We start from the raw sequence: 17121 nt of genomic DNA, 5'->3' as shown, positions 1-17121 counted from the left end.
AAGCGCGGGCAAATGTCCCGCAGAGCGCATCAACGCTTACCGGGTTTGCCCGGACGCACGCCGCTTGCACGCGCAGCGCCGGTAGCACGCGGCGGCAGTCCGGTGTGCTGCGTCAAGAGCTGCCCCTTGCGTGCCTTCTGCTGGCCCGTGGCCGGCTTGGCTACGGTCGAGTTCTTGCGCCGCGCGCTGTCGTAGCTGCCGTCGGTGATGGGCTGGTAGCTCGGGATCAGGTGATGCTTGCCGTTGCCGATGAGGTCCGCTCGGCCCATGGCCTTCAGCGCCTCGCGCAGCAGCGGCCAGTTGTTGGCATCGTGATAGCGCAGGAAGGCCTTGTGCAGCCGGCGACGGCGCTCGCCACGCACGATGTCGACCTTCTCGCCACGACTCTCGTCGCGACTGATGCCCTTGAGCGGGTTCATGCCCGAGTGGTACATGGCCGTGGCCGTCGCCATGGGGCTGGGGTAGAAGGTCTGCACCTGGTCGGCGCGGAAGCCGTTGCGCTTGAGCCAGACGGCGAGGTTCATCATGTCCTCGTCGCTGGTGCCGGGATGGGCAGCGATGAAGTACGGAATCAGGTACTGCTTCTTGCCGGCGGCAGCGCTGGCCGCCTCGAACATCTGCTTGAAGCGGTCGTAGGTGCCGATGCCCGGCTTCATCATCTTGGACAGCGGGCCTTGCTCGGTGTGCTCCGGCGCGATCTTCAGGTAACCACCCACGTGGTGGGTGACCAGCTCCTTCACGTACTCGGGCGACTGCACGGCCAGGTCGTAGCGCAGGCCGGAGCCGATGAGGATCTTCTTGACGCCCGGCAACGCGCGGGCGCGGCGGTACATCTTGATCAGCGGATCGTGGCTGGTGTTCAGGTTCGGGCAGATGCCGGGGTAGACGCAGCTGGGCTTGCGGCAGGCGGCCTCGATCTCGGGGCTCTTGCAGCCGATGCGGTACATGTTGGCCGTAGGCCCGCCCAGGTCCGACACGATGCCGGTGAAGCCTTTGACCTTGTCGCGCATCTCCTCGATTTCGCGGATCACGGAGTCTTCCGAGCGGCTCTGGATGATGCGCCCCTCATGCTCGGTGATGGAGCAGAAGGTGCAGCCACCGAAGCAGCCGCGCATGATGTTCACACTGAAGCGGATCATCTCCCAGGCCGGGATCTTGGTCGCGCCATCGTGGCCGCCGGCCTCATCGGCGTAGCTCGGGTGCGGGCTGCGCGCGTACGGCAGGTCAAAGACGTGGTCCATTTCCGGCGTCGTCAGCGGGATGGGCGGCGGATTGATCCAGAGGTCCCGCGCGATGCCGTTGAAGTCGTAGCGCTGCACCAGCGCGCGCGCGTTGCCGGGGTTGGTCTCCAGGTGCAGCACGCGGTTGGCGTGGGCATACAGCACCGGGTCGCTCCTGACCTGCTCGTAGGCCGGCAGGCGCACCACCGTATGGTCGCGTGGCGGCATGGTGATGCGACCGGTCTTGTGCAGGGTGATGGGCTTGGCGCCGTCATCGCCGGACGCGCAAGCCTTGTTGTCGTCAATGATCTGGTAGGGGCTGATCAGCTCGTCTATGCGGCCCGGACGGTCCACTTCGGTCGAGTCCAGCTCGAACCAGCCTTCGGCCGTGGGATCGTCTGTGCGGCGCATGAAGGCCGTGCCGCGGACATCGGTCAGGGCCTCGATGGGTTCGCGGCGCGCCAGGCGGTGGGCGATCTCGACGATGGCACGCTCGGCGTTGCCGTAGACCAGCAGGTCGGCCTTTGCATCTACGAGGATGGAACGGCGTACCTTGTCCTGCCAGTAGTCGTAGTGCGCGATGCGGCGCAGCGACGCCTCGATGCCACCGATGACGACAGGCACGTCCTTGAAGGCCTCCTGGCAGCGCTGGGTGTAGACCAGCGTCGCGCGGTCAGGGCGCTTGCCGCCTTCGCCGCCCGGCGTGTAGGCATCGTCGCTACGGATTTTTCGATCAGCCGTGTAGCGATTGATCATGGAATCCATGTTGCCGGCCGCTACGCCGAAGAACAGGTTGGGCTTGCCCAGCGCCTTGAAGGCGTCGACGCTGTTCCAGTCCGGCTGGGCGATGACACCGACGCGAAAACCCTGGGCCTCCAGCGTGCGGCCGATGACGGCCATGCCGAAGCTAGGGTGGTCGACGTAGGCGTCACCAGTGACGATGATGATGTCGCAGCTGTCCCAGCCGAGCTGCTCCATCTCCTGCCGGCTCATGGGCAGGAAGGGCGCGGGGCCGAAACGCTTGGCCCAGAACGGGCGGTAAGCGGTCAGGGCCTTCGGGGCGGCGATGGGCAGTGCGGACATAGGACGTCGATTGTCGTTGGACCGGCCCAGAAAGCACAAAGCCCGCGCTGGGCGCGGGCTCGGGGCACAAGGCCGGGTGCGTGAATTACAGCGCGCGGATGTTCGCGGCCTGCAGACCCTTGGGGCCCTGCTTCACTTCGAATTCGACTTGCGCGCCTTCGGCCAGCGTACGGAAACCGCCGCCGTTACGAATCTCGCTGTGGTGGGCGAAGAGGTCCTTGCCGCCGTCGGCGGGGGTGATGAAGCCGAAGCCCTTGCCGTCGTCAAACCATTTGACGATGCCGGTCTGGAGGGTGCTCATGGAATTTCCTTGCTGTTGTCGTGCTGTGCGGCCCGCTCCAGGGCAAAGCGGCTGCGGAATTCACAACAACTTCAGGAAACAAGGCCACAAAAAAAGCGCCGGATGTCGGCGCCGGCGAGCATTCTAGTTCAGGCTGCCATCAGGGCCTTGATGGGTATCGTTGCACCACGCACGCGCGACGCCCCACCTTCGACGCGGCTCTCCTCGAAGATCGAGCAGGCACAGTCATGACAGGCACCACAGGCCGTGGCCACGCGAAGATCGTCCTGCAGCGCCTCGAAGCTCGGGCAGCCGCTGGACGCGGCAATCGCGATGTCGCGGTCAGAGACGCGGTGGCAGACACAAACAATCATGGACACGAAGTCTAATGCGAATCGGTCTCATTTGCAAAAAGAGCGGTTTTGCTGAAGGGCTTTCCCTGGAGATACTGCGGCCCAATTTCACATTTCGGAGCCGGCCATGAAAGGCGATCCTCAAGTCCTCGTCCACCTGAACCAGCAGCTCAAGCTGGAGCTGACCGCCATCAACCAGTACTTCCTGCATGCCCGCATGCTGAAGAACTGGGGGCTCATGAAGATGGCCAAGCACGAGTACGAGGAGTCCATCGAGGAGATGAAGCACGCCGACAAGCTCATCGAGCGCGTGCTGACGTTGGACGGTCTGCCCAACCTGCAGGACCTCGGCAAGCTCTACATCGGGGAAAACGCCGTCGAAACGATGAAGTGCGACCTGATCATCGAAAAGGCGTCACACGTGCACCTTAAGGAAGCCGTCGCCTATTGCGAGCAGGTGCGCGACTACGTGTCCCGCGAGCTGTTCGTGCAGATCCTCGATGACACCGAGGAGCACATCGACCATCTGGAAACCCAGATCGAGCTGGTCGACACGGTCGGCGAACAGAACTATCTGCAGTCGCAGATGGGCGAACCCTCCTGAGCTTCTAGAGGAAACGCTCCAGCAGCCGCTTGGAGTGCTTGTCCAACGCCCAGCGATCGGGTACTTCCAGCTGCACGCCGTGGCTGCTCGTGATGAGCAGCCGCCCTTCCTCTAGGCGACGGATGTCCTCCTCGCTTTTCAGCACGAAGTCGACCTCGCCCCGGTCCGTGTCAATACGCCAGGTGCTGGGCGTCGCAAAGGTGTTGACCGAGATCAGCCGCTTTAGCGTCGGGTGGAACTCGCGCGCAGCCAGCTCGGTCTCCAGCAACCGGCGCGGGCCGTCCGGCAGCGCCGAGAGACGCGCCACCCAGGCCAGCTCGTGGCCGTGCGAGCCCACCAGTGACACACCCTCATCGGGCGCCGTAATTGGATGGGCACGCACGGGCGTCACACCAGAATGGTGCTCACCGTTCAGGTCCGTCAGCATCAGCCGGCCGTGAGCGTCCAGCTGCAGGTCGCGAAAAGGCAGCGTCGTGCTCATGCGTTCTCCGTGTGGGCGCTAGGGTTGGGCGCGACGAAGGCCTCTTCGGCCTCGGCATCGACACGGCGGGCTTGGGCTTCCCACAGGCGCCAGTAGTGCCCCTGCCGGGCGATCAGCTCATCGTGCGGCCCCAGCTCGACGATCTCGCCGCGATCCATGACGACCAGGCGGTCGGCCTTGCGCAACGTGGACAGCCGGTGGGCAATGGCGATGGTGGTGCGCCCCTTCACGAGGTTGTCCAACGCGCGCTGGATCTCCTTCTCGGTCTCGGTGTCCACGGCCGATGTGGCCTCGTCGAGGATGAGGATGGCCGGGTCGATCAGCAAGGCGCGGGCGATCGAGATGCGCTGGCGCTCGCCGCCGGACAACCCCTGGCCGCGCTCGCCCACCAAGCTGTCGTAGCCATGCGGCAGGCGCAGGATGAATTCGTGGGCATGGGCCGCGCGCGCCGCTGCAACGATCTCGTCTCGGGTCGCGTCGGGCTTGCCATAGGCGATGTTCTCGGCGATGGTGCCGAAGAACAGGAAGGGCTCCTGCAGCACCAGGCCAATGTGGCGGCGGTAGTCGGCCACCTTGATGCGACGCAGGTCAGTGCCATCCACCTTGATGGAGCCCTCTGTCACGTCGTAGAAGCGGCAGATCAGATTCACCAGCGTGCTCTTGCCCGAGCCACTGTGGCCCACCAGGCCCACCATCTCGCCCGGGCGAATGTCCAGGTTCAGGCTGCGGATGACCGAACGCGAGCCGTAGCGGAAGTTCACGCCCTGCATCGAGATCGCGCCGGTCACGTTCTCGAACGGCAGCGGGTTGACCGGATCGGGCACGTTGGAGACATGGTCCAGAATGTCGAAGATGCGCTTGGCCCCGGCCGCCGCCTTCTGCGTGACGGACACGATGCGGCTCATGGAATCCAGCCGCGCATAGAAGCGCCCGATGTAGGCAAGGAAGGCGGTCAGCACACCCACCGTGATGCTCTGGTGAGCGATCAGCCAGATGCCTATCCCCCAGACCACCAGCAGCCCCATCTCCGTCAGCAGCCCGACAGTGGGCGTGAACAGGCTCCAGGTGCGGTTAAGCCGGTCGTTGACATGCAGATTCTTGGCGTTGGCCTCCTTGAAGCGTGTGGCCTCGCGCCTTTCCTGCGCGAACGCCTTGACGACGCGAATGCCGGGGATGGTGTCGGCGAGCACGTTGGTGATCTCGCCCCAGACACGGTCGATCTTCTCGAAGCCGGTACGCAGCCGGTCGCGCACGAGGTGGATCAACCAGGCGATGAAGGGCAGCGGCACCAGAGTCGCCAACGCCAGGCCGGGATGGATGCTGAACAGGATGATGGCCGTCATGCCCAGCATCAGCACGTCGGTGATGAAATCCAGCGCGTGCAGGGAGAGAAACACCGAGATACGGTCCGTCTCCGAGCCGATGCGCGCCATCAGGTCACCGGTGCGCTTGTTACCAAAATACTCAAGCGACAACCCCAGCAGGTGCTCGAAGGTGGCCGTACGCAGGTCCGCCGCGATGCGCTCTGACACCAGCGCCAGCAGATAGGTCTTGGCCCAGCCCAGCGCCCAGGAGAACAGCGCCGCGCCCAGCAGCCCCGCCAGCAGCAGCATGACGAGGTGGGGGTCGATAGCCTGACCGTTCTGGAACGGGATCAGCACCTTGTCCATCAGCGGCATGGTCAAGTAAGGCGCGACCAGCGTCGCGCCGGTAGCGCCCAGCATCAGCGCAAACCCCAACAGCAGCTGCCCCTGGTAGGGCTTGGCGAAGCGCCCCAGGCGCAGCAGTACCCAGGTGCTGGGCGGGGCGCCGGCGTCGCCGAAGTCGAAATCGACCTCTTCGCCCTCGTCGTCGTCCACGGGCACCACCCGGCCTTCCAGCCGCTGCACCTCGCGCTCGAAGGCATCGACAAAGCGCACCGCTGCGGGATTGCAGGCCAGCGTGAAGCGCCAGCGCGCCAGACGCTGCCGGCTGTCGAACAGCTCCATGAACGCCAGGCCGCCGTGGTCGCTGAGCTTGAGCTGCTGACCGGCGGTCACCGGGAACTCGATCCAGGCGCCCCCCGAGGGTTCGCAGGCAAGCAGCCGCGAATTTGTCAGCGCGATCAGCCCCTGCGCGAAGCGTCCCTGGCCGTCCAGGTCAACCTCCAGGGTGGCCACGACGTTCTCGCCAGCAGGAAGTCGCCCGAGAAGGGCGGCCATTTGAGGATGAGGCACTGTCGTGGGAGGAAGGTCATTCATGTTGTTCTTGGCTCTGACGGGCTGCCGCAATTCTCCGCCATGAGTTCGGCGCAAAATGCCTCGCGCCTCTCACACCTCCAAGCCATGAGCAAGAAGAACGACATACGCCTGCTGCGCATCAACTATCTGCGCGGGCCCAACATGTGGACCTACCGGCCGGTGCTGGAAGTCTGGCTCGACCTGGGCGAGCTGGAGGACCACCCCAGTCATCAGCTGCCCGGATTCAACGACCGCCTCACAAGCGCCCTGCCCGCCCTCATCGAGCACCACTGCGGCGTCGGTGAACGTGGCGGCTTCATCGAGCGGCTGCGCGACGGCACCTGGATGGGGCATGTGCTGGAGCACATCGTGATCGAGCTGCTCAACCTGGCCGGCATGCCCACCGGCTTCGGCCAGACGCGTTCGACCAGCCAGCGTGGCGTCTACCGCATGGTGTTTCGGGCACGGGATGAGCAGGTCGCCCGCGCCGCACTGGCTGAGGGCCATGCCCTCATCATGGCCATGATCAACGACGAAGCCTTCGACGTGCCTGCCGCCGTGGCCCGCGTGCGCGACAAGCTGGACGACTGCTACCTCGGCCCCTCCACCGCCGCCATCGTGGCCGCCGCGACGGACCGCCGCATACCGCACATCCGCCTGAACGACGGCAACCTCGTGCAGCTGGGCCATGGCGCCCGCCAACGCCGCATCTGGACGGCCGAGACCGACATGACCAGCGCCATCGCCGAAGGCATCGCCGGCGACAAGGACCTGACCAAGACGCTGCTGAAGGCCGTTGGCGTGCCGGTCCCTGCCGGCCAGGAGGTCAAGTCCGCCGCCGAGGCATGGGAGGCTGCGCAAGACATCGGCCTGCCGGTCGTCATCAAGCCCAGCGATGGCAACCACGGCCGAGGCGTCACGCTGGACATCCAGACCGAGGCCGACTGCGAGGCCGCCTTCAAGCTCGCCGACGCGGAAGGATCGTCGGTGCTGGTGGAGAGCTACATCCGCGGCAACGAGCACCGCGTGCTAGTCGTCGGCGGCCAGGTCATCGCCGCCGCACGCGGCGAGGCTGCCTGGGTGCATGGCGACGGCCAACACACCGTCGCCCAGCTGATCGACATGCAGATCAACACCGACCCGCGCCGCGGCCTGACCGAGGACTTCCCCCTGAACCGCATCACGCTGGGCGAAGACCCTGTCGTGCTCCTGGACCTGCAGCGCCAGGGGTTTGCGCCCGAGTCCGTGCCGCTCGCAGGCAAGGCCGTGCTGATCCAGCGCAACGGCAACGTCGCGATCGACTGCACGCCCGAGGTCCACCCCGAGGTCGCACATGCCGTGTCCCTGGCCGCGCGCACCGTGGGCCTGGACATCGCCGGCGTGGACCTGGTGACCGAGGACATCGCAAAGCCGCTCGCCGAGACCGGCGGCGCCATCGTCGAGGTGAACGCCGGACCGGGTCTGCTGATGCACCTGAAGCCTGCCGGCGGCGCGCCGCAACCGGTGGGCCAGGCCATCATCGACCACCTGTTCGCCGAAGACGAGTCGGGCCGCATCCCAATCGTCGGCGTGGCCGGCTCACGCGGCGGCCAGCAGATCGCCCGCCTGGTCGCCTGGTTGCTGCACCTCAACGGCCGCCACGTAGGCCTGGCGTGCCGTGACGGTCTCTTCCTCGGCACGCGCCGGGTCGAGAAGGCCAACAGCGCCCGGTGGGACGCTGCGCACCGCCTGCTGATGAACCGGGGCGTGAACGCCGTCGTCGTCGAGAACGACCCAGCCTCCATCCTGCGCGACGGCCTGGCCTATGACCGCGCCCTCGTGGGTGTCGTCACCGACATGGACGGCATCGCCGATCTGGCCCACTACGACGTTCAGGACGCCGACCAGCTCTACAAGGTGCTGCGCACCCAGGTCGACGTGGTGCTCAGTGACGGCGCCAGCGTGCTGAATGCAGCCCACCCGCGCCTCGTCGACATGGCCGAGCTGAGCGACGGCGAGGTTGTCTTCTACGCCGAGGACGGCGGCCTGGAGGCGCTGCGCCACCACCGTGACCGCGGCGGCCGTGCCGTGTTCCTGCGTGGCGGCGCCGCCGTGCTGGCCCAAGGCCCGGCGGAAACGCCCGGTGCCAACATCGATGCCCTGCTGCACCGCTTCGGCCCGCAGGCCACCGATGCCTCGACGCTGCTCGCCGCCGTGGCCGCGGCCTGGGCCCTGGGCATCTCGCCCGAGCTCATCGCCGCCGGCCTCGACACCTTCGTCCCCGACCTCCACCTGGCATAAACGACAAGACCATGGACGTTTCCCGCACCCGCGCGCTGCGCGGCCCCAACATGTGGAGCCGCCACACGACCATTGAAGCCGTCGTGCATTGCCAGGAGGCCGAGCGCTCGCTTGAACGCCTGCCCGGCTTCGAGCCTCGCCTGCGCCAGCTCTTCCCAACCATCGGCGAGCTGCGCGCCGACACCTCGCTGGCCCAGGTGCTGGAGCAGGCCACGCTGGCCCTGCAGGCCCAGGCCGGCTGCCCCGTCACCTTCAGTCAGACACACGTCACGCCCGAGGCCGGCACCTACCAGATCGTCATCGAATACAGCGAAGAAGACGTAGGCCGCCTGGCCTTCGAGCATGCGGTCAAGCTCGTGAGTGCAGCGCTGGATGGCGGCGAGTTCGACGCCGACGCCGTGCTGGCCCAGCTGCGTGAACTGGATGAGGACATCCGCCTCGGCCCGTCCACCGGCTCCATCGTCAACGCGGCGCAGGCCCGCGGCATCCCGTTCCGCCGCCTCACCCAGGGCAGCCTGGTGCAGTTCGGTTGGGGTGCCAAGCAGCGCCGCATCTGGGCCGCCGAGGTGGACGCAACCAGCGCCGTCAGTGAGTCCATCGCCCAGGATAAGGACCTGTGCAAGCGCTTGCTTCAGGCCGCCGGCGTGCCTGTGCCTATCGGCCGCCCGGTGGACTCGCCGGACGACGGCTGGGCCGTGGCCCAGGAAATCGGTCTGCCGGTGGTCGTGAAGCCGCAGGACGGCAATCAGGGCAAGGGTGTGACGGTCAACGTGGTGGACCGCGCCCACTTCGACATCGCCTACAAGGCTGCCGATGAGATCGGCCAGGTCATGGTCGAGAAGTTCCTGCCTGGTGGCGACTATCGCCTGCTGGTCATCGGCGACAAGCTGATCGCCGCCGCGCGCCGCGACCCGCCCCACGTCATCGGCGACGGGCAGCACACCGTCAAGGAGCTGGTCGACAAGGTCAACTCCGACCCGCGCCGCGGCGACGGACATGCCACGTCTCTCACCAAGATCCGCTTCGACGACATCGCCGTCGCGCGACTGACCCAGCAGGGCCTGGCCCCCGAGTCCGTGCCCGAGAAGGGCCAGCGCGTGATCCTGCGCAACAACGCCAACCTGTCCACCGGCGGCACCGCCACCGACGTGACGGACGACGTGCATCCGGAGGTCGCCGCGCGCGCCATCGCCGCTGCCCAGGTCGTTGGCCTGCATGTATGCGGCGTGGACGTGGTGGCGGAGAGCGTGCTGCGTCCGCTGGAGGAGATCAACGGCGGCATCGTCGAGGTCAATGCCGCGCCGGGCCTGCGCATGCACCTGAGCCCCAGCTTCGGCAAGGGCCGCAATGTCGGAGAAGCCATCATCGGCCACCTGTTCGGCAGCGGCCAGAAGTCCGGCGGCGCCGAGGACGGTCGCATCCCGGTCGTCGCCGTCACCGGCACCAACGGCAAGACCACGGTTACCCGCCTGATCGCCCACATGTTCGCCAGTTGCGGCCTCAAGGTCGGCATGACCAACACCGACGGCGTCTACGTGGATGGCCGCCAGATAGACAGCGGCGACTGCTCCGGCCCCAAGAGCGCCCGCAACGTGCTGATGCACCCCGACGTCGAGGCAGCCGTGCTTGAGACCGCCCGCGGCGGCATCCTGCGCGAGGGTCTTGGCTTCGACCGCTGCCAGGTGGCCGTCGTCACCAACGTTGGCGCAGGTGACCACCTGGGCATGAACTTCCTGCACACCGCCGAGGATCTGGTGCTGGTCAAGCGCGTCATCGTGCAGAACGTGGCGCCCAACGGCTACGCGGTGCTGAACGCGACCGACCCGCTGACGGCCGAGATGGCCGCAGTCTGCCCTGGCCAGGTCATCTACTTCGCCGCCGACCGACACCACCCGCTGATGGCCACGCACCGCGCCCAGGGCAAGCGCTGCGTCTATGTGGATGGCGAGCAGCTCGTCGCAGCGCAAGGCGTGTGGCGCGAGAGCATTCCTCTACGCGACATTCCGCTGACGCGCGGCGGCTTGATCGGCTTCCAGGTCGAGAACGCAATGGCTGCAGTCGCCGCCGCCTGGGCCGTTGGTCTGGACTGGGACACCATTCGCCGCGGCGTGGGCAGCTTCGCCAACGACGCCGACAACGCGCCGGGCCGCTTCAACGTGATGGACTACAGGGGCGCCACCGTCATCGCCGACTACGGCCATAACGGCGATGCGATGAAGGCGCTTGTCGGCGCCGTCGCGGCGCTGCCGGCCAACAAGCGCTCGGTCGTCATCAGCGGCGCCGGAGACCGCCGCGACGAGGACATCCGCGTGCAGACCGAGATCCTGGGCGCGGCCTTCGACGAAGTCATCCTCTACGAAGACGCCTGCCAGCGTGGCCGCGCGGCCGGCGAGGTCGTCGCGCTGCTGCGCCAAGGCCTGGAAGGCGCGTCGCGCACAAGGCACGTCGAGGAGATCGTCGGCGAGTTCGTCGCCATCGACCGAGCTCTCGCGCGCCTGCAGCCAGGCGACCTCTGCCTTGTGCTGGTCGACCAGGTGGAGGAGGCCCTGGCACACCTGGCCCGGCGCATCGCCGAGGCCTAACGGTAGCGGGCCAGCAGGCGGCTCAGCTCGCCGTCGCTGACGAGGCCCTGGATGGCGGCATTCAACGCCGCCAGACCGACCGGGCTGCTGGGTGACAACGCACACTGAGCCATCACCTCCGACACAACCAACGGTGTGTGCAGGGCCAGACGGAAACGCCCGATGCGCTGCTGGTACTCCAGCACGCGTCGCCCCGTCAGCGCATGCTTGATGCGGCCCAGCTCAAGCTTCTGCAGATTGGCCACTGCGTCAGGCGCGTCGTCACGGATGAAGGCAGCGCGCAAGGCGTCCGCCACCTCTGGGTAGACATAGCCACGCACCGTGCCCACCGGCTGGCCGGCCAGCGCTGCAAGCCCCGCCGGTGCCGGCGCCGTGGCGGCGCTGACGAGCAGTGCCTGGTCGGGAAGGAAGGGGCGGCTCCAGGCGAAGGCGCCGGGCAGCCAGTCGCTCTGGTAGTCGCACAGCAGGTCGCCCTCGCCACGCTGCAATGCCTCGGCCAGGCGCTTGCGCGGCACCGGCCGCGCCACCAGCTCGCGCCCCAAGCGCCTGGCAAGCGCCTGTCCCAGGTCCAGGTGCAGTCCTTCGACGACACGGTCGCCCTCGATACGGGCCTGGGGCATCAGCGCGCTGTTCTCCACCAGCATCAGCAGCGGCCTGACCGGCTCGGCGCGAACGGACGGCAGCACGCACAGCAACAGGGCTGACAGCCCGCCCTGCACTCCCCACCCCCAACGACGCCACGCACTGAACATTCACGCATCATGCCCCGCCCACCGGCTCCGGGGCGACTTTGCATGGTGCGACCGTGACCGGCGCACGCGAAACATGCCGGGCCCGCCCGCGACGGCAGTGACGCCTCCCCGCAAGCCCGCGACCAGTTCCGCGACAAACCCCGTCACAGGTATCGCCTAGGCTGCCGCGATGCGCTCTCTCGCCGACGTCCCCCGCCGCCTGCCACCCTGGTGGCCGCTCGCGCTGTTCGCCCTGTGGCTCGTCGCGCTGGCCGGCTGGCGACCCGTGGCACTGCCCGACGAGGGCCGCTATGGCGGAGTGGCCTACGAGATGTTTTCGGACGACCAGTGGCTGACGCCCACGCTCTTCGGCCTGCCCTACTTCCACAAGCCGCCGTTGATGTACTGGATAGACATCGCGGCCATTCACCTGCTCGGTCCGACGCCGCTGGCGCTGCGCGCCGCGCCACTGCTGGGCGCCTGGCTGATGGGCCTGGCCCTGTGGATCGCGGCTCGAACCCGCTACCCCGCCGAGTACGATGCGCGGCGGGCGCTGGCAGTGCTGGCGACGTTACCGCTGTTCTACCTGGCGGGCCAGTACGCCAACCACGACATGCTGGTGGCGGGCTGGATCTCGCTGGCCATCGCCAGCGCGCAACGCGCGCTGCAGCCGCAGCGACACAGCCTGGCGTGGCTGTGCGCAGCCTGGGGCGCAATGGGGCTGGCCCTGCTGTCCAAAGGGCTGATCGGCGTCGTGTTGCCCGGCCTGGTGATGCTTCCCCGGCTGCTGTGGCAGCGGCGCTGGGCTGCGCTGAGGTTCGCACTGCATCCGCTTGCTCTGGCCGTCTTCGCCGCGGTCGCGCTGCCCTGGCTGGCAGCCATGCAGTGGCACCATCCGGGCTTCTTCGACTACTTCATCGTCGAGCAGCACTTCCGGCGCTACACCGAGGCACGCTTCAACAACATCCAGCCCTGGTGGTTCTTCCTGGCCGTGCTGCCGCTGGGCACGCTGCCGCTGAGCCTGCGCCTGCCCAGCGCGCTGCGACGCGCGGGTTTCGAGCTCTGGTGGATCGCCGTCATCCTGGCCTTCTTCTCACTGCCACGCTCCAAGCTCGTTGGCTATGTGCTGCCAGCCTTGCTGCCGACGGCCCTGCTGTTGTTCGAGGCCTGGCGTGGCCGACGGGGTGCGCGCTGGGCATGGCTGTCGGGAGCGCTGATCTGCGTGGCCGCCGTGCCGGCCATCGCGCTCTGGGGTCGGCCCGACCATGCCGACGTCGGCGCCGCGCTGCGTGCCCGCCTGGCCCCCGGCGACCGTGTGCTCGTGACCGGCGAGCCCTTCTTCGACCTGCGCCTGCAGGCCCACCTCGCCACGCCGCCGGCGGTTCTGGCCGACTGGGACAGGCTGCGCACCCAGGGCGGCGACAGTTGGCAGCGCGAGTTGCTGGACGCGGCCCGCTTCGACCCCGGCCAAGGTGATCGGGTGCTGTGGACGCCTAGGCGGCTTGCGACCGAACGCTGCGCCCCGGGGCGGCTCTGGCTCGTCGCCTCGCCGGCAGACGCCCTGCCCGGCGCCGTGACCGTCTTCTCCGGCCAGCGCGCAACGCTGTTCGAGCTGCCGCGCCCGGCCTCCTGCCCATGAAGCGGCTGGCACGCTACGCGACGGTGGGCGGGGCCGCAACGGTCGCGCACTACGCGCTGCTGGCACTGGCCGTCGAGGCGGGGCACTGGCCGCCCTGGCTGGCATCGGGCGCAGGTGCGCTGCTGGGCGCACAGATCGCGTTCTGGGCCAACCGGCGCTACACCTTCGGTCATCGCGGCCCCTGGGTACCGGCCTGGTTGCGCTTCCACCTGACGGCAGGTGCCGGCGCACTGCTCGGCATGGGACTGGTCGCCGCGGGCGTGCACCTGGGGCTGCACTACCTGCTCGCCCAGGCCGGGGCGACGCTGATCGTCATGGGGGCCGGCTTCGCGGCCAATCGTGCCTGGGCCTTCAGGCGAGCCTGACACCGAACTCGGCAAGGTCCACGGCGAAGGCCTCGCTGCCCAGGTAGGCCATCTCGTTGGCACGCGCGGCGGCAATGGCATCGCCCGGGTCAGACTGGCCGAGGGCCGGGTGACAGAACAGCAGCGCGCCGTCTGGCACCGTGCGCAGCCAACCACGCACCAGAGCACGGTAGTCGGCCTGCGGGTCGAAGTCGTAGACGCCCACCAACGCCGGCACCGCAGGCAGGCGCTGGGCCTGCATCTCGGCCTTTAGCGCCCAGCCGCCGCAGGCCTCGATGACATGGCGCTTGAACGCGAAGCCGGGCCCGGTGACGCGGCCGGTGCTGCGCAGCGGCAGCCCGAGGCGCTGCGCCGCCGCGAGCATGATCGGGCGCACTCCCGGCAGGGCATGGACATGCTGGTGCCCATCCATGAAGTCAGGCGCCCGGCCGGTGACGGCGACGAAGCGCTGCAACTGGGCCTGGAACTCGTCGGCCAGCGCCGCCGGCAGCCGCCCCAGGAAGGCCTGGGCCATCAGCGCGCCAAGGCCTGGAAAGCGCGACCAGCGGCGGCGCAGCGCCGGGCTGAGAGGTTCGCCCTCGGTCAGGTTGAAGTGCAGGCCGGTGGCGATGACGCAGTCCTGAAGTACCGGCCCTGCCGCCTCCCAGCGCGGCGGCGTGACGAGGCAGCTCAGCGCCGTGATGCGGCCCCGCGCTGCCAGCGCGAGAATGCCTCGGTCGATGGCCGGGCCGAGGCCGTAGTCGTCCGCACAGACGGCCAGATGGCGCAACGGCGTCATGGCGGGTTGCCGGTGTCCTGCGCGACGAGATAGACCGGCCGCTGCTTGACTTCGTCGAAGATGCGGCCCACGTACTCGCCCATGATGCCGATGGACAGCAGCTGCACGCCGCTGAAGAACATCAGACCGACGACCACCGTGGGCCAGCCCGGAATGGGATGGCCATAGAGCAGGTGCTCGATGACGAGCCAGCTGCCATAGCCCAGCGCACCGAAGGCGATGACGCCACCGAGCGAGCTCCAGATGCGCAGCGGCAAATTGCTGAAGGCCGTCACGCCATCCAGCGCCAGACGCAGCAGCCGCCCCAGCGAGAAATGGCTGCGGCCACCAACGCGCGGATGCGGCGTGTAGGGCAGGAACTCGGTGCGATAGCCAACCCAGGCGTACAGGCCCTTCATGAATCGGTTTCTCTCGGGCAGGGCGTTGAGAGCGTCGACGACCCGGCGGTCCAGCAACCGGAAGTCACCCGCATCGGGCGGGATGTACAGCCGCGTGGAGGCGTTGACGAGCCTGTAAAAGAGTCGAGTGCCCCAGCGCTTGATCCGGCCTTCCTCGTCGCGATTGGCGCGCACGGCGCAGACCATGTCGGCCCCGCGCAACCAGGCGGTGTGCATGGCGGCGATGAGTTCGGGGGCGTGCTGGCCATCGGCATCCATCAGCAACACGCGGTCGGCGTCCGACAGGGCCAGGCCGGCGCTCAGGGCGGCCTCCTTGCCGAAGTTGCGCGACAACCTCACGTAGCGCAGCGGCAGGCCGGCATCGCGTGCCGCGAGCGCGACGACGCCGGTATCGTCGCTGCTGCCGTCATCGACGAGCAGGATGCGCCAACGCGGCGTCAGCGCGCCCAGCACGCGCCGCAGCTGGGCGAACAGGACCATCAGGTTAGGCGCTTCGTTGAATGCCGGCAGGACCACGTCCAGGCTGGCACCGGGATCTCGGGTCGCGGCAGACATGGCGGCATTGTTCCGGCCGCCGATGACGGTGGGCTTGTGCCTGGCTGACCGTAGCCTTTCCCGGCCCCCTCCGCTTGAGGGTCAGCCCACCCGGCAGACCTTCAGCATGTTGGTGCCGCCGGGATAGCCCATGGGCTCACCGCAGGTGATGGCGTAGGTGTCGCCGGGCATCAGGACGCCACGCTCGACGAGGATCTTCTCGGCCACGGCCAGGGCCACGTCGCGATCGTCGAACTTGGGCATCAGCAGCGGCAGCACGTTGCGGTACAGCGCCATCTTGCGCTGGCTGACCTGCTGGGTCGTCAGGCCGAAGATGGGCACGTTGATGCGGTGGCGGCTCATCCACAGCGCCGTCGAGCCGGACTCGGTCAGCGCCAGGATGGCCTTGCAACCCAGGTGATGGGCCGTGAACAGAGCGCCCATGGCGATGGACTGGTCGATACGGCCGAACTGGCGGCCGGCGAAGTCGGTATCGAGCGTGACGAACTCGGCACGTTCTGCCTCAAGCGCGATGGCGGCCATCTGCTCAACGGTCTCGATGGGGAAGCGGCCGGCGGCCGTCTCCGCGGACAGCATCACCGCGTCGGTACCGTCCAGCACCGCGTTGGCCACGTCACTGACCTCGGCGCGCGTGGGCACCGGGTTGACGATCATGGATTCCATCATCTGCGTGGCCGTGATGGAAACCTTGTCCATCTCGCGGGCCAGCTTGATCATGCGTTTCTGCAGTGCCGGCACGGCCGCATTGCCGACTTCCACGGCAAGGTCGCCGCGCGCCACCATGATGCCGTCGCTGGCCTTCAGGATGGCCTCCAGGTGGGGGATGGCCTCGTAGCGCTCGATCTTGGCGATCATGGCCGGCTTGTGGCGCCAGGGCTCGCCGGCCACGTTGGCCAGTTGGCGGGCCATCTCCATGTCGGTGGCGTTCTTGGGGAAGCTCACCGCCAGGTACTCGCACTGGAAGGACATCGCAGTCTTGATGTCGTCCATATCCTTGGCGGTCAGCGCCGGAGCCGTCAGGCCACCGCCCTGCTTGTTGATGCCCTTGTTGTTGGACAGCTCGCCCCCGAGCTTGACGACGGTGTGCACCTGGGCGCCGCGCACGGCCTCCACGGTCAGCACCAGCAGGCCATCGTTGAGCAGCAGGGTGTCGCCGGGTTTCACGTCGCGCGGCAGTTCCTTGTAGTCCAGGCTGGCAATGTCCTGGTTGCCCAGTTCGGTACGGTCGGCGTCAAGGATGAACTTGGCGCCAGGGATGAGCTCGATCTTGCCGCCCTCGAACTTGCCGACGCGGATCTTGGGGCCTTGCAGGTCGGCCATGATGGCCACCGACTTGCCGACGCGCTCGGCCGCTTCGCGGACCATGGTCGCGCGGTCGATGTGGTCCTGGGCCTTGCCGTGCGAGAAGTTCAGGCGCACGACGTCAACGCCGGCGCGGATCATCTTCTCCAGCACCTCGGGCGTGTTGGAAGCGGGGCCGAGGGTGGCGACGATCTTGGTAGCGCGGGTCATGGCTTGTCTCAACTTTCTGGGAGGCGCGGAATTATGGTCCG

The 17121-nt window shown here is 67.8% G+C and carries 14 protein-coding genes; 5 read left to right on the top strand and 9 right to left on the bottom strand.

Annotated features, from left to right (window positions below):
* Window positions 1-29: 29 nt before the first annotated feature.
* The 3 genes from QM732_RS26670 to QM732_RS26660 all read right to left on the bottom strand — a co-directional run bounded on the left by QM732_RS26670 (window position 30) and on the right by QM732_RS26660 (window position 2957).
* Entirely contained in the window at window positions 30-2303 is a 2274-nt protein-coding gene (locus QM732_RS26670) for a YgiQ family radical SAM protein (protein WP_415659110.1), read from the bottom strand.
* An 85-nt stretch (window positions 2304-2388) separates the two neighbouring features.
* The gene (locus tag QM732_RS26665) at window positions 2389-2604 is read right to left on the bottom strand and encodes a cold-shock protein (RefSeq protein ID WP_415659109.1); all 216 of its coding nucleotides are present in this window, start codon (window positions 2602-2604) and stop codon (window positions 2389-2391) included.
* Window positions 2605-2732: 128 nt separating this feature from the next.
* Window positions 2733-2957, bottom strand: coding sequence for a bacterioferritin-associated ferredoxin (locus QM732_RS26660; protein ID WP_415659108.1), 225 nt, complete (start codon window positions 2955-2957; stop codon window positions 2733-2735).
* A gap of 106 nt (window positions 2958-3063) precedes the next feature.
* Between QM732_RS26660 and bfr the strand changes: the two genes are divergently transcribed.
* Window positions 3064-3540 carry a bacterioferritin gene (gene bfr / locus QM732_RS26655; RefSeq protein WP_415659107.1) on the top strand — a complete coding sequence of 159 codons (477 nt, stop codon included), beginning with the start codon at window positions 3064-3066 and terminating at the stop codon, window positions 3538-3540.
* 4 nt (window positions 3541-3544) lie between these two features.
* Here bfr and QM732_RS26650 read toward each other — a convergent pair whose 3' ends face one another.
* Window positions 3545-4021: a DUF1854 domain-containing protein gene (locus tag QM732_RS26650; RefSeq protein ID WP_415659106.1), complete on the bottom strand. Its 477-nt coding sequence runs from the start codon at window positions 4019-4021 to the stop codon at window positions 3545-3547.
* Window positions 4018-6222 (bottom strand): ABC transporter ATP-binding protein, encoded by a 2205-nt coding sequence (locus QM732_RS26645; protein ID WP_415659105.1) that lies wholly within the window; start codon window positions 6220-6222, stop codon window positions 4018-4020. The genes QM732_RS26650 and QM732_RS26645 overlap by 4 nt, the downstream gene beginning before the upstream one ends.
* 123 nt (window positions 6223-6345) lie before the next feature.
* Between QM732_RS26645 and cphA (QM732_RS26640) the strand changes: the two genes are divergently transcribed.
* Entirely contained in the window at window positions 6346-8520 is a 2175-nt protein-coding gene (cphA, locus tag QM732_RS26640) for a cyanophycin synthetase (RefSeq protein ID WP_415659104.1), read from the top strand.
* An 11-nt stretch (window positions 8521-8531) separates the two neighbouring features.
* Window positions 8532-11102, top strand: a complete 2571-nt coding sequence (gene cphA, locus QM732_RS26635; protein ID WP_415659103.1) for a cyanophycin synthetase — start codon at window positions 8532-8534, stop codon at window positions 11100-11102.
* Here cphA (QM732_RS26635) and QM732_RS26630 read toward each other — a convergent pair.
* On the bottom strand, window positions 11099-11854 hold the full coding sequence (locus QM732_RS26630; RefSeq protein ID WP_415659102.1) for a substrate-binding periplasmic protein: 756 nt from the start codon (window positions 11852-11854) through the stop codon (window positions 11099-11101). The two genes, cphA (QM732_RS26635) and QM732_RS26630, sit on opposite strands and share 4 nt — an antisense overlap.
* Window positions 11855-12023: 169 nt before the next feature.
* Between QM732_RS26630 and QM732_RS26625 the strand changes: the two genes are divergently transcribed.
* Both QM732_RS26625 and QM732_RS26620 read left to right on the top strand, forming a co-directional pair.
* Window positions 12024-13472, top strand: coding sequence for an ArnT family glycosyltransferase (locus QM732_RS26625; protein ID WP_415659101.1), 1449 nt, complete (start codon window positions 12024-12026; stop codon window positions 13470-13472).
* On the top strand, window positions 13469-13837 hold the full coding sequence (locus tag QM732_RS26620; protein ID WP_415659100.1) for a GtrA family protein: 369 nt from the start codon (window positions 13469-13471) through the stop codon (window positions 13835-13837). Before QM732_RS26625 ends, QM732_RS26620 begins: the two co-directional genes overlap by 4 nt.
* On the opposite strand, the gene QM732_RS26615 is transcribed toward QM732_RS26620, so the two are convergent.
* The 3 genes from QM732_RS26615 to pyk all read right to left on the bottom strand — a co-directional run bounded on the left by QM732_RS26615 (window position 13824) and on the right by pyk (window position 17080).
* Window positions 13824-14615 carry a ChbG/HpnK family deacetylase gene (locus QM732_RS26615; RefSeq protein WP_415659099.1) on the bottom strand — a complete coding sequence of 264 codons (792 nt, stop codon included), beginning with the start codon at window positions 14613-14615 and terminating at the stop codon, window positions 13824-13826. The genes QM732_RS26620 and QM732_RS26615 overlap by 14 nt on opposite strands.
* Window positions 14612-15568: a glycosyltransferase family 2 protein gene (locus tag QM732_RS26610; protein ID WP_415659098.1), complete on the bottom strand. Its 957-nt coding sequence runs from the start codon at window positions 15566-15568 to the stop codon at window positions 14612-14614. The genes QM732_RS26615 and QM732_RS26610 overlap by 4 nt, the downstream gene beginning before the upstream one ends.
* A gap of 81 nt (window positions 15569-15649) precedes the next feature.
* Window positions 15650-17080, bottom strand: a complete 1431-nt coding sequence (pyk, locus tag QM732_RS26605; protein ID WP_415659097.1) for a pyruvate kinase — start codon at window positions 17078-17080, stop codon at window positions 15650-15652.
* Window positions 17081-17121 lie beyond the last annotated feature (41 nt).

The sequence above is a fragment of the Roseateles sp. genome, from assembly GCF_047654805.1.
GTDB lineage: Bacteria > Pseudomonadota > Gammaproteobacteria > Burkholderiales > Burkholderiaceae_C > Pelomonas.
The sequence above is the reverse complement of the archived record's forward strand: the minus strand, read 5'-3'. Positions and strand labels throughout refer to the sequence as shown.